This is a genomic window from Cupriavidus sp. OTU4054, assembly GCF_038440175.1.
Taxonomy (GTDB): Bacteria; Pseudomonadota; Gammaproteobacteria; order Burkholderiales; family Burkholderiaceae; genus Cupriavidus; species Cupriavidus pauculus_D.
On the sequence record NZ_JASATF010000014.1, the window covers coordinates 77,850 to 92,847 of the forward strand.

The 14,998-nt window shown below is 56.4% G+C and carries 15 protein-coding genes, 1 tRNA gene and 2 pseudogenes; 4 read left to right on the forward strand and 14 right to left on the reverse strand.

Features of this window, described 5'->3' with window-relative positions; all coding sequences use genetic code 11:
* The first annotated feature begins 96 nt into the window (after nucleotides 1–96).
* On the forward strand, nucleotides 97–1,386 hold the full coding sequence (locus AAHB16_RS17600; RefSeq protein WP_342051588.1) for a hypothetical protein: 1,290 nt from the start codon (nucleotides 97–99) through the stop codon (nucleotides 1,384–1,386).
* Here AAHB16_RS17600 and AAHB16_RS17605 read toward each other — a convergent pair.
* From AAHB16_RS17605 to AAHB16_RS17620, 4 genes are all read right to left on the reverse strand, one after another.
* The gene (locus AAHB16_RS17605) at nucleotides 1,372–1,950 is read right to left on the reverse strand and encodes a GNAT family N-acetyltransferase (RefSeq protein ID WP_342051589.1); all 579 of its coding nucleotides are present in this window, start codon (nucleotides 1,948–1,950) and stop codon (nucleotides 1,372–1,374) included. The two genes, AAHB16_RS17600 and AAHB16_RS17605, sit on opposite strands and share 15 nt — an antisense overlap.
* 31 nt (nucleotides 1,951–1,981) lie before the next feature.
* Nucleotides 1,982–2,398 carry an ASCH domain-containing protein gene (locus AAHB16_RS17610; protein ID WP_342051590.1) on the reverse strand — a complete coding sequence of 139 codons (417 nt, stop codon included), beginning with the start codon at nucleotides 2,396–2,398 and terminating at the stop codon, nucleotides 1,982–1,984.
* The gene (locus AAHB16_RS17615) at nucleotides 2,376–3,440 is read right to left on the reverse strand and encodes an N-acetyltransferase (RefSeq protein WP_342051591.1); all 1,065 of its coding nucleotides are present in this window, start codon (nucleotides 3,438–3,440) and stop codon (nucleotides 2,376–2,378) included. Before AAHB16_RS17615 ends, AAHB16_RS17610 begins: the two co-directional genes overlap by 23 nt.
* 123 nt (nucleotides 3,441–3,563) lie before the next feature.
* The gene (locus AAHB16_RS17620) at nucleotides 3,564–4,118 is read right to left on the reverse strand and encodes an ATP-binding protein (RefSeq protein ID WP_342051592.1); all 555 of its coding nucleotides are present in this window, start codon (nucleotides 4,116–4,118) and stop codon (nucleotides 3,564–3,566) included.
* A gap of 474 nt (nucleotides 4,119–4,592) precedes the next feature.
* Between AAHB16_RS17620 and istA the strand changes: the two are divergent.
* A pseudogene (gene istA / locus AAHB16_RS17625) lies at nucleotides 4,593–5,261 on the forward strand (IS21 family transposase); the annotation flags it as partial.
* Nucleotides 5,262–5,342: 81 nt separating this feature from the next.
* Nucleotides 5,343–6,554: pseudogene (locus tag AAHB16_RS17630) on the forward strand (IS3 family transposase).
* A 38-nt stretch (nucleotides 6,555–6,592) separates the two neighbouring features.
* Here AAHB16_RS17630 and AAHB16_RS17635 read toward each other — a convergent pair.
* The 9 genes from AAHB16_RS17635 to petA all read right to left on the reverse strand — a co-directional run bounded on the left by AAHB16_RS17635 (nucleotide 6,593) and on the right by petA (nucleotide 13,576).
* Nucleotides 6,593–6,988 carry a hypothetical protein gene (locus tag AAHB16_RS17635; RefSeq protein ID WP_342051593.1) on the reverse strand — a complete coding sequence of 132 codons (396 nt, stop codon included), beginning with the start codon at nucleotides 6,986–6,988 and terminating at the stop codon, nucleotides 6,593–6,595.
* A gap of 240 nt (nucleotides 6,989–7,228) precedes the next feature.
* Nucleotides 7,229–8,335 (reverse strand): ImmA/IrrE family metallo-endopeptidase, encoded by a 1,107-nt coding sequence (locus AAHB16_RS17640; protein WP_342051594.1) that lies wholly within the window; start codon nucleotides 8,333–8,335, stop codon nucleotides 7,229–7,231.
* Between the two features lie 9 nt (nucleotides 8,336–8,344).
* On the reverse strand, nucleotides 8,345–9,049 hold the full coding sequence (locus AAHB16_RS17645) for a hypothetical protein (RefSeq protein WP_342051595.1): 705 nt from the start codon (nucleotides 9,047–9,049) through the stop codon (nucleotides 8,345–8,347).
* A 147-nt stretch (nucleotides 9,050–9,196) separates the two neighbouring features.
* A tRNA-Thr gene (locus AAHB16_RS17650) sits at nucleotides 9,197–9,272 on the reverse strand.
* A 48-nt stretch (nucleotides 9,273–9,320) separates the two neighbouring features.
* Nucleotides 9,321–9,833 carry a ClpXP protease specificity-enhancing factor gene (locus AAHB16_RS17655; protein WP_342051596.1) on the reverse strand — a complete coding sequence of 171 codons (513 nt, stop codon included), beginning with the start codon at nucleotides 9,831–9,833 and terminating at the stop codon, nucleotides 9,321–9,323.
* A gap of 51 nt (nucleotides 9,834–9,884) precedes the next feature.
* Nucleotides 9,885–10,496, reverse strand: a complete 612-nt coding sequence (locus tag AAHB16_RS17660; protein WP_008643086.1) for a glutathione S-transferase N-terminal domain-containing protein — start codon at nucleotides 10,494–10,496, stop codon at nucleotides 9,885–9,887.
* 273 nt (nucleotides 10,497–10,769) lie between these two features.
* The gene (locus AAHB16_RS17665) at nucleotides 10,770–11,513 is read right to left on the reverse strand and encodes a cytochrome c1 (RefSeq protein ID WP_150373565.1); all 744 of its coding nucleotides are present in this window, start codon (nucleotides 11,511–11,513) and stop codon (nucleotides 10,770–10,772) included.
* A 39-nt stretch (nucleotides 11,514–11,552) separates the two neighbouring features.
* The gene (locus AAHB16_RS17670) at nucleotides 11,553–12,956 is read right to left on the reverse strand and encodes a cytochrome b (protein ID WP_150373564.1); all 1,404 of its coding nucleotides are present in this window, start codon (nucleotides 12,954–12,956) and stop codon (nucleotides 11,553–11,555) included.
* Between the two features lie 2 nt (nucleotides 12,957–12,958).
* Nucleotides 12,959–13,576, reverse strand: coding sequence for a ubiquinol-cytochrome c reductase iron-sulfur subunit (petA, locus tag AAHB16_RS17675; protein ID WP_150373563.1), 618 nt, complete (start codon nucleotides 13,574–13,576; stop codon nucleotides 12,959–12,961).
* 238 nt (nucleotides 13,577–13,814) lie between these two features.
* On the opposite strand from petA, the gene mscL reads away from it, so the two are divergent.
* A complete protein-coding gene (mscL, locus tag AAHB16_RS17680; protein WP_342051597.1) occupies nucleotides 13,815–14,246 on the forward strand; it encodes a large conductance mechanosensitive channel protein MscL in 432 nt (143 codons plus the stop codon).
* Here the strand turns inward: mscL and AAHB16_RS17685 are convergent, their stop codons facing one another.
* A complete protein-coding gene (locus AAHB16_RS17685; protein ID WP_150373561.1) occupies nucleotides 14,247–14,993 on the reverse strand; it encodes a Nif3-like dinuclear metal center hexameric protein in 747 nt (248 codons plus the stop codon).
* Nucleotides 14,994–14,998 lie beyond the last annotated feature (5 nt).

Genomic DNA, 14,998 nt, shown 5'->3' on the forward strand with positions numbered 1-14,998 from the left:
TAAAATTGCCGGGCCCGTGGCGCATCTGCGATTGTTCTCTACTCGCGCCGTGACGCAGTCCAATTCGCGAAGTTATAACAATAATCGAAGGCGATCATGAACTATCCCTTTTCGGGCATTTTAGTGCGATATCGGCGCAACAGCACGCCGAATGCTACGGATTTCAGTTCCAAGATCGCCGATGCGGCCCGCCCAAATATCGAAGCAGCCGAGAGCGACAGCACAAATGCTGGAGATGAACTAGGCGACGAACTTCACGTCAATCTCTGGGAGATTGGCAACGAGCGCTTTCTCGATGTCGGCGTCATGGTAAGTAGCTGGAATGAAACTGATGCCGTACTGATCGACGTCCCCTGGAAATTAAACATCAGCCAAATTAGTGACCTGGGGGCGCGCCTGAACGGCGAAAGGGCGATCGCGGCCATATTCAATGAGATCGTCCATTACGACGGCTTCGCTGATGGCAATTACGCCGAAATTAGTTTTCGCAGAGAGGATAATAGTGCAGAACAAGAATTCGGGCATTTCACCCTTCTGCGGTTACATTCGCAATTCTTTGAGATTAAGGATATCTATATTAGCGATGGCCGCGAGGTGTCTCAACTCGAAATCAGGCTACCCAGACCGACACGAAGCAACAAAGATTACCACCGAGTCTACATTCGATTCCGAATTCGCAACGTCCCCGAAAAAATGTACGCATCGGTCTTCAAACAGCGTGATCGGAATTTGCTCAGCTCTAGCACCGTCACTCGGATCATTGATTTTCGAATTAATGTTCGCCGAGGAATGCCTGATGAATTATTGAGCGGTGACGAAGCAGTTACGTTTCCCCGATTCGCGAAAATTCACTGCTTTCTTACCACTGAGCGAGGCGAGGACTGCATTTTTCAGAGCAAAAGCTTTAATGGTTGTCGCTCATTAGATGACGAGGATGTGTGGAATGAGTATATTCGGCAGGATTCCAAACTTGGGATTTCGCCTAAAAACTCGGTTCGAAATTACCTCGGTTATCAATGGTCCGCCGTATATAAGCCCAGCGGACAACTCGGAGGGGAGCCGAAAAAACCCCACGGAGTGAAGGATCTCAACGTCTTGGGTCGATTCACCAAGACGCACTCCAGTCCATTCAACATTCTCCGCTTTCTTATTCTCGGCTTGGCCTTCGGCATCGCAGGCAATGGGCTTTGGTCGGCCATTGAACCCAATAAGAATAAAAATATCATTGAAAGAGTACTCAACCCCTCCGCTGACGATGTAGCGAAGCTGATCGGAGTCATCAGCATCTTGATCATTGCCTCAGCGATTGTATTGATCCATCGAGAGACAATTCCTTGGCTGTTCCGAAAAATCAAAGCGGCCTACAAGGCATTACGAGATAGCTAGGGTGCTCGGACATTGCGCGTAGGACGGCCCGGAAATCGACGTTAGCGGTCGTCCATGACTATCCAAAAGCCCGTTAAAACTGAACTCACTTTTTTGTGGTCGATAGATGTCTCGATAGTGACGAGCCAACTCAAAACCATAGTAGTCAAACAGCTTTTCGAATACTGAAAGACGTTCCTCAGCAACGGACAAAAGCGGCGACGTCGTCTCAAGGATGTCGAAAGCTTTTTCAAACAATTTTAGCCCAGAGCCGCTCCCCTGAAATCCAGGTACGACACGCAGGCAGCACAACTTCTTCTCCGTGTCAGTCCGTTTTACGATAGCTAAACCAGAAAGCGCTTGAGAACTGTACGTGAGAATAATAGATCGTTCACCCGACTGAATGCCCGGCAATACTTTCTGATTGTACCATTTATCAAATTCGGGATAATAGTCCGAAAGATCGCCCAACTGCTTTCGTGCGGAGGCAAGCAACAGGCGATATTGATCTGGATCGCTGACGAATAGACCCTGATCAAGCACCAGCGGCATAGTTGCAGAAGACCTTGCGAGATATCTTGGCATGTGTGCCCCTACCCTCAGTCGATCGTCGCCGTTATACAAGCTCCAACACTTCCTGTTTAGACAACTGCGAAGTCCCTTGCAAATAGCGAAAAGACTGCGGCGGGGTAATATTATCACCCAATGAGGTCAGTTCCCGCGGCTTGGAGTATCGATGGACTTCGCCGACCTCAATGGCCACGGCCAAGTCTCGCCCTTGATAATAATCATCAAAAAATACCTTATCCACACCCGCAAATCTTTTCGTCTTTTCCCACATTCTCGCGGGTCTGTCACGATGAACCGCCGCAACCTCAAACTCACCAACGATCTTACCTACAGGCTTTGTTGCGTAAATAACTACGCTCTCCAAATTCTCAACAGAAAACGATGCCTTTCTAAATTCAAAACGCTTTTCGCCGCTAAGAATTTTATCTGCATAAACCGGCTTAATCGACAATAATATTTTCATTTACCTCACCAATATTTGCGATAAGACGAATTTGATCCTGCGTCAGCGAAATAAAATCCCACCGAACTCCTCGCGCCGACGGCAATCCCACTTGCTCGATTAGCCGACCGCGCGTCACCCGCCTCGTCAAAGCTGCATTATACGTGAAGCGTATTATATAGTGTTTCGGCTTGTTCGCAAAATATTCTTTTAGTTCTTTATCGGAAAAAATACTATATGGCCTCGCGTACTCCAAGAATTCGCGCTCAGAGGCGAAAGATTTGATTGGCCGGACTTCCTCCACAATACCAATCGACGTCGCGACTGAGCGGTAATATGCGGGCCCTTTTTTATCCGATGTGCGATAAATTAGCAGAACATCTCCGGTAGTGAGTTTATTTGTTCTTGCTATCCCGGATATGTAGACTTTATGAATGCTGTTGGTGTGCGACACATCACGCACAATGTCGTGAGACTCGTTATTTAATATCGAATCCGGCAGAAATCGCGTGTGATACTCGGGGTAAATAGCTAACAGGAAGTATTTTTTCTCATCGAGAGCAATGTACGGAAAATCTTGCAAAACATCCCCAGAAATTTCCTCGAGATTTCTCACAAGAACCAACTCAATCCCATCCGGAGTTGTCTTGGTAGCGTGCTGCTTGAATCCGTAGCGCTGAAGCAGCGAAACGAGACCCTCATGCTTTGCAAAGACTGTCACATAAATATCATCCGCGCCTTCATTCAAAGCATGGTCGAATATTTTTTTGACAAATCTCTCCCCCAATTTTGTGCCATGCGCGTTAATCTTTAACGTTCCGACCTTTAGGTGCTTGCCGGCGGGAAGCGGAGGGGCTATATCGTCAACAGGTCCGTCTTCGATTTTCAAGTATAAAAATCCGTCCGCCCTGTCTTTGTTTTTATAAAAGACGTATGCGGAAGCACCGTCACCCGCCTTCCCTTCAAACCATTTCTGAAAATCTTTATAATCCGCTTTTAGCGAATCGAAGAATTCATCGGAGAGATCGATCTCCGCAAATTTCTTGATCTTTAGATTTTTCACCGGCCCCCTCACCCTGTTATAAATTTATACTTCCGACTAATGAACAGCACCTCGTAGACTACTTTTTTCGTTGTGAGATTGATATAGCCGCTTCGGAGGGAGTCTAGCAACGATCGTTAAAGATCAACGCCGCAGGAGATCCCTCAGAGCTTCAGTGAATTCGCCGGACGTGGGCTCGTGCAGTCGCACCAAGTGAATGGCCAGCTCTGCAGTGATCGTGACGGCCTGCTCAGCTTCCTTCTGCGAGAATTGTCGGATTTCCTCGACTGTCCACGAGCGATCGCCGCGCGCCACGAGCCGCGATTGGATTTTTTCAGCGGCTGCCTCCAGCAAAATGACACCGGAAAGTTGGAGCTGACGAAAGACTGTCGATTCTACGGCCAGACATTGACCGGCTTGGCCGCGCAGAACGAAATGTCCATCGAGCAGCAAGTCAACTCCGGAGTTACGGACAAGCTCAACGGCACGGACTAGGGCTGCCTGATTGTCATCTACTTCTCGGACGCGCTTTTCGTCGCTCCAGGATCGACTCCCTCGAACAGATGCTATGAGCGCGCTGGCTGTTTCGTGGCGTATGCCGAGAGCCTCTGCGGCTGGGCCGGCCAGATAGCTCTTGCCTACGCCATGCATACCCGCAATCAGTAAGATCATTTTGATACACACCTTGTACTTGGACACCCCTATCCTACACATCTGAGCATAGAAGCACTGACATCGCTCGATGGGACCCACGCGCTTGATACCCGTAACACGCGAGTTTGGCTGTATGACAGTGGTTAGCGGACCTAGCGTGTTACGAAACGCATGTTGCCGCTAGCGCCAGAACACTGGATAACGCTTGTTTTAGGAGGGTTTCGAGCATCTCAGGCGAGGTGCGTATGGTGTGTAGTTGTTCTAGGACCGAATGTCAGCGGCAGCATTGCACGCACTGGCCAGCTCACAAGCACCGGAAACGCTCGTTCGAGCGCGTATTTCAACCTTTCGGCGGTGTCGGCGGGCGAGGAGGTTGTGCCTGCCTCGGAGCTGGCGGACGCGCTCAAGCAGATTCGCGAGCTGCAGCTGTTGCGCGCAGAGTAAAACTGAGCCACCTCGCGCAAGGTAAATCTGAACCACTTTTCCGTACAGTCTGCCTTTTCCGCGCGAAGGCCGACGATGCTTTTGAAGGAACAGTGGATGCAGATCCATGTGCTCAAGGCCCAAGGGCTGTCGCTGCGCGAGATCGCGCGACGGCTGGGCGTCTCTCGCAATACCGTAACTCGCTACTTGGCCGCAGATGACGTCCCACGCTACAAGCAACGCGACGCTCGGCCCACCAAGCTTGACCCGTTTCACGACTACATTCGGGAGCGCATGCAAGCTGCCGCTCCGGAGTGGATCGCAGCACCCGCGCTGCTGCGCGAGTTAAGGGCCCGAGGGTATCAAGGGCAATGACGCAGCCTGCAGGCCTTTATGCACGCGCATAAGCCTATACAAGCGTCTGATCCGATCGTGCGGTTCGAGACGGCGCCGGGCCAGCAGATGCAATGCGACTTTGTCGTCTTCCGCCGTGGTGCCGACCCACTTTACGCATTCACCGCGACTCTGGGATTGAGCCGCTGGCGCTGGGCCAGGTTCACCACGAACGAGCGGGCAGAGACGCTTATGACCTGTCACCGCGCACTGTTCGAGACTCTAGGTGGCGTTCCGCGGGAGATTTTGTACGACAACGCCAAGACCATCGTCGATTCGCGTGATGCTTATGCAGAGGGACATCACCGCTGGCATCCCGGCCTTCTAGATCTTGCCAAGCGTTATGGATTCATCCCCCGTGGATCAGCCCCCTGAATCGCCGGACATGGTCTCTACCTTAAACTAGCGGGTAGGCATACGACTGTGTTTAGACCTAATAGCAAGCAGGGAGTGATGGAAGTATTGACGGGGCCGGACCGTCGGCGGCGGTGGTCGGCAGAGGAAAAGGCGGCGATGGTTCGAGAGAGCCTGGAGCCGGGCAAGACCGTATCGATGGTGGCTCGCCAGCACTGCGTGAACCCTAACCAGTTGTTCCATTGGAAGAAGCTGTATCAGGGCGGCAGTCTGTCGGCGGTATCGGCAGGCGAGGAGGTTGTGCCTGCCTCGGAGCTGGCGGACGCGCTCAAGCAGATTCGCGAGCTGCAGCGGCTGCTTGGCAAGAAGACCGTAGAAGTTGAAATCCTGAAGGAAGCGGTGGAGTACGGTCGGGCAAAAAAATGGATAGCGCGCTCGCCATCATTGCCGGGGGACGACCTGTGAAGCAGGTCTGTGATGTCCTCGGTGTAGCGCGCTCGAACGTCACGGTGAAGCGCGCACGCTCGACCGACTGGCAGGATGGGCCGCAGTGCCGTGCAGACAGACGACGCGGAGTTGGTGGCGGAAATCCAGCATGCCGTCGCCAATTTGCCGAGCTACGGCTACCGGCGCGTTTGGGGCTTGATTCGCAGCCAGCGAGAGGCGCGCGGCACTGAGCCGGTGAACGTGAAACGCATCTACCGGGTCATGCGCGTTCATGGCTTGCTGCTGCAACGCAAACCGAGACGCCCCACCATTACGCGCCGACATGACGGCCGGGTTGCCGTGGCGCGAAGCAACCAGCGCTGGTGCTCCGATGGCTTCGAGTTTCGGTGTGAGAACGGCGAGCCATTGCGGGTCACCTTCGCCCTGGACTGCTGCGATCGCGAAGCGATGAGCTGGGTAGCGACCACGGGCGGCTACACTGGGAACGATGTTCGCGACGTTATGCTTGCGGCCGTCGAGCATCGGTTTGGCAATGTCGACATGGCGCCGGCATCGATTGAATGGCTAAGCGACAACGGCTCGGGATACATTGCCCACGAGACCCGCGCATTTGCCAGCGGCATTGGGCTCAAGCCGCTCACGACGCCGGTATGCAGTCCCCAGAGCAATGGCATGGCTGAGAGCTTCGTCAAGACGATGAAGCGTGACTACGTTGCCTTCATGCCGAAGCCGGACGCCGCGACCGCTGTTCGTAACCTGGCGATCGCGTTCGAGCATTACAACGAGAAACACCCACATAGCGCGTTGAAGTATCACTCGCCTCGCGAGTTCAGGCGCAAAGCGGAATCATCAATCTTGGTGTGATGCCGCGTCCGGAAGTACGGGGGCAAATCCACAGGGTTTCAAGCCTGAGGTAGATGTATAAGAATGTTGGCCAGACCTGCGGCTGTAGACGCGAACAAGTAACCGACGACGGTCACGCCAAGCTCAAAGATCATAAATGTCCGACCGTCCTTCGCGATGAGCCTTCGCTTCAGAAGCAGTTCCTTTAGCCCCTTCGTCGGAAGCTGTGCAAGCGCCTCTTCCAAACCCATGCGCCTAAACATTTCGACGGTCTTACATATGCCAACGCCGAGAACCGCAGCAGCGCATGCGACCTGTATCCCTTCAGGGAGTCGATCTAGTGAAGGCATGTTCTGCAGCGTGTTCCCGAGAGCCCCGACTGTAACGAGCGCCACGTAGAGAACGCCGAATCCAATGACTCCCCATTTCACAATGACAAGGGTGGCGGTCACCATCAGCTTTCTCATGTTACGGGAGTAGTCCGAATACGAACGCTGACTTTCGATGATCAGCATCGTAACTAGAGTGCATGAGGTTGAGATCAGGAAATCTAGCAGACGATATCCCGTCTTTGTCACCAACCACGATGCCGCAAGCGAAATGCACCACATAGCAAGCTTCCACTGCAACTTTCGGTCTGGCGCAATTGTTTTGTAATAGCTCTGGGTGATGCCTGGTCGAATCTTCATCGATGATCACACCAATCTCAGACCGGGCGACCGTCTCGAAACCGTGTCTATGGATGGGTCCCGCGGCACAACCGAAAGCCTCATCAACTTAAACGTCAACGCATTAATCTCATCAACACTAATGGAAAGCCCCCTCGCAATCTCAGCCCGCCCCACCTTCTGAGCCTGCAGCGCGTCGAATACCTTGACCAGCAACTGAGACACCTCCCGCTCCATCGGCTCCGGCTCATTCGTACGATATCCGGCCTTGGCAATCTCAATGCATAGATTGCGATAACCCCACTCAGTGACCTGACCCAATGCGTTAAAGCGGTAAGCCAGCGCAGCCAGCGACACGCCCCAGTAGTGCTTAAGCTTTAGCAAATACTTGATTGTGAACGCTGGAGGTTTATTGGCAACCACACTCTCGCTGGGCATCAAGAACGCACCAGCGAAAGCATCCGCCTCACGCTCCATCTCTATCCCACGGGTCTCACCGTGCCGCATGCTATAGACATCGCGCACCAAGTGCCCAAGCTCGTGGGCGGCATCAAAGCGGCTACGCTCGGCCGACTTCATCGTATTGAGAAATACGAACGGCGTGCTGCCGTGCCACGTGCAGAACGCGTCTACCTCGCGGGCCTCTTCCGCTAGCGAGAAGACACGAATGCCCTTGGATTCGAGCAGGTGAATCATGTTGGGGATCGGCGCGCTGCCGAGTCCCCACATTCTGCGCAACGTTGCCGCGGCCTCTTCGGGGGGAAGATCGCTGAGATCGGGCAAATCAGCCTGCGGCAGATTGAATCGCTCTTCGATCCAATCGTTGATGTTGAACGCGATGGCGCCGGCGCTGAGCGCGCAATTCTTCATCGCGTCGCTCATCTTGGAGAGCGAGCGGAAGCTGGCCGCATGCTCGCCGATGACAGGCATCGATTCTTCAATGCAGAAGAACTGCTGAGGGAAGTTCAGCAGTTTTGCCATCTTGGCCAAGGTCTCCGAGTCGGGGGCGGAGCTTCCTGTTTCGTAGTTCTGGATGCTACGGCTCGTAACACCCAGTTCCTTGGCCAGCTGCGCCTTTGTAAGGCGTCTTCTAACCCGAGCAAACGTAATTTGCGAAGGGTTGATCTCGGACATGATGAGCAATCAAAAAGTACCGGTCTTCGGCTCGACGTCGACGGTTGCCGGTGCGTTGGGGGCGTCGTCTTGAACGACGAAGTCGGCGGGCTGATTGGGGATACTGCCGAGTATCAAGCGCTCTCCCCATTCTTCGATCTTCTTCTTGCCAAAGCCCGTCGGGTAAGCCAGTTCGAATCGTACTTCATTCGATACCCGGTCGTAATGGTAGAGAAAGACCCAGACTTGGGTTTCTTTCTGCCTCGTCTTTGCCAGCTTGAGTGAGTCCTGATTGAACAGCTCCAGTTGCCGATTGCCCTGGACAAACCGCTCGACGACCGCACCCTTTTCGGTCTGATTGGTAGGGTCTTCCGCACCCAGCTTGCCCGTCTCCCTGTTGCCGGTCATCACCACAATGGAAACCGTGCGGTCCGGCGCGCTGATCAGAGGGCAATTTCTTTCGTTGTGGATGCGCCAGTCCATCGCGCTCAGCTGCGTGCGCAGCGCCTCCACCGTCTTCAGCCATTGCTGCACCCCGGCTGCCGTGACAGCGGAAGCGTTTGTCGTGTCATTGCGCGCGCCAAGCCCGCTCAGGACGGCATTGTGCAGGAGCTCCGTGCTCAGGTTGGGCGACAATTCCTGCAGTCGTGCCTCGACGAGTGCAGGCTCCGAGATCGCCTTAGCGCGCGGGGCAAAGGCGTTGGAATGGGCTAGCTGGAACTTGGCTTTCGACACGATGACCCCTCTCTGAAATTTTCCGGAAATTCTACCTCAGGTCGAGGCCTGAAAAGCGGAAATCCGCTTCGCGCAGAGGAGGGGTGTCTCGATGGTAGCCGCAGAAACAAAAAGGCCACGCATTCGCGTGGCCTTTTCTTCAAAACTTGGTGCCGGCTGCAGGACTCGAACCCGCCACCTGATGATTACAAATCAACTGCTCTACCTGATGAGCTAAGCCGGCATGTGTGGAGACCGCGATTCTATCGCATGCGGTCTCAACGATGAAGCCTTATTTGACTACCTTCAGCGACGGCTTCTTTCCACCGATGCGGGGCACTGGCGGCGGTGTCGGGTCGTCTTCAGAATCCGACGATGCAGGGTTCTCGGAAGCCGAAACCGGAGCCGCCTCGTCAGACGTCGACTCCACCGATGCCAGCTTCGGCGGCGGATTGGTTTCGCGTTCCGTCAGCGCCTGCGTCTCGGGAACGCTGCGCTCTACCGGGAACGCCATGCCTTGCCCGTTTTCGCGCGCGTAGATGGCCAGTACGTTTTCCACCGGCACATCGATCTTGCGCGATACGCCACCGAAGCGCGCGCTGAACGTAATCCACTCGTTGCCCATGTCCAGGCCGCTGGTCGCGTCGAAGCTCACGTTCAGCACGATCTCGTTGTTCTTCACGAACTCGCGCGGCACGCTGGTGTTGGCGTCGACAAAGACCGCGATATACGGCGTAAAGCCGTTATCGGTGCACCATTCGTAGATGGCGCGGATCAGGTAGGGCTTGGTGGAAGTTTCAGACATTGATTCGCTTGGTGGCGTCCATCCTTTGTGCGTTTCCGCGGGCTCCGCGTCTTAACGACGCATCACCTTCTCGGACGGGGTCAGTGCTTCGATATAGGCCGGGCGGCTGAAGATGCGTTCCGCGTACTTCAGCAGCGGCGCGGCGTTCTTCGACAGTTCGATGCCGTAGTGGTCCAGGCGCCAGAGCAGCGGCGCGATGGCCACGTCCAGCATCGAGAACTCTTCGCCGAGCATGTACTTGTTCTTGACGAAGATCGGCGCGAGTTGCGTCAGGCGGTCGCGGATCGCGGCGCGGGCGCGCTCGTGGTTCTTCTCGGCAGCCTTGCCCTTCTCGTTCTCGAGCACGTACACATGCGTGAACAGTTCCTTCTCGAAGTTGAAGAGGAACAGGCGGGCGCGCGCGCGCTGGACCGGGTCGGCCGGCATCAGCTGCGGGTGCGGGAAGCGCTCGTCGATGTACTCGTTGATGATGTTCGATTCGTACAGGATGAGATCGCGTTCGACCAGGATGGGGACCTGACCGTACGGGTTCATCACCGAGATGTCTTCGGGCTTGTTGAACAGATCCACGTCGCGGATTTCAAAATCCATGCCCTTCTCGAACAGGACAAGGCGGCAACGTTGGGAAAACGGGCAAGTCGTTCCCGAATACAACACCATCATGGTTGGATTCCTTGGGTGGGGGTTCGGACGACCGAAAAAAGCGCCTCGGCAGAGACGCTTTTGCTTCGAATCGGCGAACCGGGCAGCGCTAGTTCAGACAGGGCAAACATTCTGTCAGAACGGCCCATTGAAAAGCAAATAAGTTACAAATAGCCGACGTGCCGCCGGGGGCACCAATCGCCCCGCAAGCCGCACAGCACAAGGGCCGACGCGTTGCTGCCCCTGGCAACTCCGACGCCGGCCCCCGTCATCATCGGGCTTTTTTGTTACAAATTACTTGATATCTTTCCAGTACGCCGCGTTCAGGCGCCATGCGAAGACGGTCAGCACGCCCAGGAACAGCAGCACCCAGACGCCCAGGCGCTTGCGGTGGTTCTGCGCCGGCTCGGACATCCAGTTCAGGTAATTGACCAGGTCGGCCACGGCCTGATCGTAGGCCTGCGTGTTCAGCTTGCCCGGCGTCAGTTGCTCGAAGCCGGCGAACTTGTGCACCTTCTCGCCATGCTCCTCCACCTCGGCGAACTTCGCGCCGCGCTGGCCCTGCAGTTCATACAGGACGTGCGGCATGCCGACGTTCGGGAACACCAGGTTGTTCCAGCCCGTGGCGCGCGAGTCGTCACGGTAGAACGTGCGCAGGTACGTATAGAGCCAGTCGTTGCCGCGGGCGCGCGAGATCACCGACAGATCCGGCGGCTGCACGCCAAAGAACGCCTTGGCATCCTTCGGCGGCATCGAGATCGTCATCAGCTCGCCCACCTTGTCCGCGGAAAACAACAGATTCTGCTGAATCTGCTCGTCGGAAAGACCCAGATCGCGCAGCCGGTTGTAGCGCATCATCGATGCGCTATGGCAGTTCAGGCAGTAATTGACGAACAGCTTGGCCCCACGCTGCAGCGACGAAATGTCGCTGGTGTCGAGCGGTGCCGGCTCGAGGGGATACCCCCCCTCGGACGCCATGGCGGGCGCGGTCGCAAAACAGGCGCCGACCAGTGCGAGAATCGAAAGCAGCTTTTTCATCTTGTGTCCTTGTCCTCTTGTCGGGATGTCGCGCGACGCTCAGTGGGCGTGGAACGTGACACGATCCGGCACCGGCTTGAACGTACCGGCGCGGCTCCACAGCGGCATGGTCAGGAAGAAGGCAAAGTACAGCAACGTACCGAGCTGCGACACCTTCTCACCGACCGGCGACGGCGGTTGCACGCCGAGGTAGCCGAGGACCAGGAACACCACCACGAAGACGATCAGGATCGACTTGTGGAACGAAGGACGATAGCGGATCGACTTGACCGGCGAGCAGTCGAGCCACGGCATGAAGAACAGCACGATCACCGAGCCGCCCATCACCAGCACGCCCCAGAACTTCGCGTCGATCTTCCAGAAACCCAGCGCCAGAATCACGAGGATCAGTACCGAGCCGATCTTCACGCGCGTGTCCTTGCTGCGCAGGATCACCATGCCCAGCACCACCGCGAAGAACAGCCACAGGATCGGCAGGAAGTTCGATGTCGTCGCACGCAGCATCGAGTAGAACGGCGTGAAGTACCACACCGGTGCGATGTGCGGCGGCGTCTTGAGCGGATCCGCCGGGAAGAAGTTGTTCGCTTCCAGGAAGTAGCCACCCACCTCGGGGAAGAAGAAGATCACCGCCGAGAAGATCATCAGGAAGCCGGCCACGCCCATCAGGTCGTGCACGGAGTAGTACGGATGGAACGGAATGCCATCGAGCGGCACACCGTTCTCGTCCTTCTTCGCCTTGATCTCCACGCCGTCCGGGTTGTTCGAGCCCACTTCGTGCAGCGCGATGATGTGCGCCACCACCAGGCCCAGCAACACCAGCGGCACCGCAATCACGTGGAACGAGAAGAACCGGTTCAGCGTGGCATCGCTCACCACGTAGTCACCGCGGATAAACAGCGACAGGTCCTGGCCGATCACGGGAATCGCCGAGAACAGGTTCACGATCACCTGCGCGCCCCAGTACGACATCTGGCCCCACGGCAGCAGATAGCCCATGAAGGCTTCCGCCATCAGGCACAGGAAGATCAGGCAGCCGAAGATCCAGACCAGCTCGCGCGGCTTGCGGTACGAGCCGTACAGCAGCCCGCGGAACATGTGCAGGTACACGACGACGAAGAACGCGGACGCGCCCGTCGAGTGCATATAGCGGATGAGCCAGCCCGAGGGGACCTCGCGCATGATGAATTCCACGCTGGCGAACGCCACCGGAATGCCCGCGGCGTTCAGCGTGCCGTCCGGCTTGTAGTTCATCACGAGGAAGATGCCGGTAACGATCTGGATGACCAGCACCAGCAGCGCAAGCGAACCGAAGAAATACCAGAAGTTGAAGTTCTTCGGGGCGTAGTACTTGGAGAGATGATCTTCCCAGAGTTGCGTGGCGGGGAAGCGGGCGTCGATCCAGCCCAGCAGGCCAGTTGTCTTGACTTCTTTTTCGGCCGCCATGGTCACGCTTCTCCTTTCTCGTCCTTGCCGATCACGATCCTGGTGTCGGTGAGGAACTGGTACGGGGGTACGTCAAGATTCTGCGGCGCCGGCTTGTTCTTGAACACGCGGCCGGCGAGGTCGAAGGTGGAACCGTGGCACGGGCACAGGAAGCCCGGGTCGGCGCCCAGCTGGGGATTGGACCCGGCCGCGAACGGGCCGGAAGGCGAGCACCCGAGGTGAGAGCAGATACCGACGACGACCAGCAGATCCTTGTGGTCTTCGCGGGAACGCGTTTCGTTCTTGCAGTATTCCGGCGTCTTCATGGTGAAGGGCACGTCGGAATTGGGATCGGCGACTTCCGCATCGGTCTTCTTGAGCGATGCCAGCATCTCCGGGGTACGGCGAAGAATCCAGACCGGCTTGCCTCGCCATTCCACGGTCATCATCTCGCCAGGCTTGAGTCCGCCAATGTCAGCTTCCACCGGTGCGCCGGCGGCCTTGGCTTTCTCCGAGGGTGCAAAGGTACTGACGAAAGGAACTGCTACAGCCACGCCTCCTACGCCGCCCGCAACCGAAGTTGCGATCAACCAATTGCGGCGACCTTTGTCCACGTTATTCACGTTCTGCTGGTCACTCATTCCAAACCCCAGGGGATGTCAATTTGATCTTGCGTCAACCAAAAATTATACCCGAGGCACATCTGACGGCGATAGGCGAACTACCTATAGGTTATTGGTCGATTATCGGTCATGGCCGTGCGATAGGTGGATCGGTACTTGCATCCGCGAAGGTCCTCCGGCAGTCTTGAAGACTTCGGAGGTCTCTTCGGAACGCCAACTCACCAGCTCTCAGCAGCTACAAAGAAGGAGAAAACGCATGGGCATGATGCAAGAGTTCAGAACCTTCGCGATGCGCGGCAACGTGATCGATCTTGCCGTCGGTGTCATCATTGGCGCGGCTTTCGGCAAGATCGTGGACTCGGTGGTCAACGATCTGATCATGCCGCTTGTCGGCAGAGTGGTCGGCAAGCTGGACTTCTCGAACATGTTCATCGTGCTCGCCGATCCGCCACCCAATACGCCTTACACCCTCGATGCTTTGAAAAAAGCGGGTGTTCCGGTTTTCGCGTACGGTAATTTCCTGACCATTGCGGTCAACTTCATCATTCTGGCTTTTATCATCTTCATGATGGTTCGCGCCTTCAACAAGATGCGCGCCAAGCATGAAGAAGCGCCGGCACCGGCCGCCCCGGCCGAAGATATCGTGCTGCTGCGCGAGATTCGCGACAGCCTGAAGGCGCGTCCGTAATCAGACCGGGTTCGGAATATCGATGAAGGTATGGCGCAGCGCGAACCGCTGCGCCAGATGTTCGCCGAGCGCGCGAATACCGTAGCGTTCGGTGGCATGATGCCCCGCCGCGAGGTACGCCACGCCGCTCTCGCGCGCCAGGTGCGTGGTCTGCTCCGATACCTCGCCGCTCACGTACACGTCCACGCCCGCGGCCACTGCCGCATCGAAGTAACCCTGTGCACCGCCCGTGCACCAGCCCACATTGCGCACGACCTTCTCGGGATCGCCGAGTGCGAGCGGCTCGCGCTGGAGCACGCCCGCCACGTGCGCGGCAAACTCGCGCAGCGTCATCGGCCACGGCAGCGTGCCCGTCCATCCGAGCTGATCGTCGGAGAACCGGCCCGTCGGCGAAATGCCGAGTTGCGCGGCGAGCTGCGCGTTGTTGCCGAGCTCGGGATGGTTGTCCAGCGGCAGGTGATAGGCGAACAAGTTCACATCCGCGGTCAGCAGGCGCTTGAGCCGCGCATGCTTCTGGCCGATCACGCGCGCATCTTCGTTCTTCCAGAAGTAGCCATGATGGACGAGGATCGCATCCGCTCCTGCCTCGATCGCCGCATCGAGCAGCGCCAGGCTGGCCGTCACGCCCGTGACGATATGGGTGATCTCGGGCCGACCCTGCACTTGCAGCCCATTCGGGCAATAGTCCTTGAAACGGGGAACTTCCAGCAGATCGTTCAAGTACAATTCAAACTCTTTTGTTTCCATTCCTC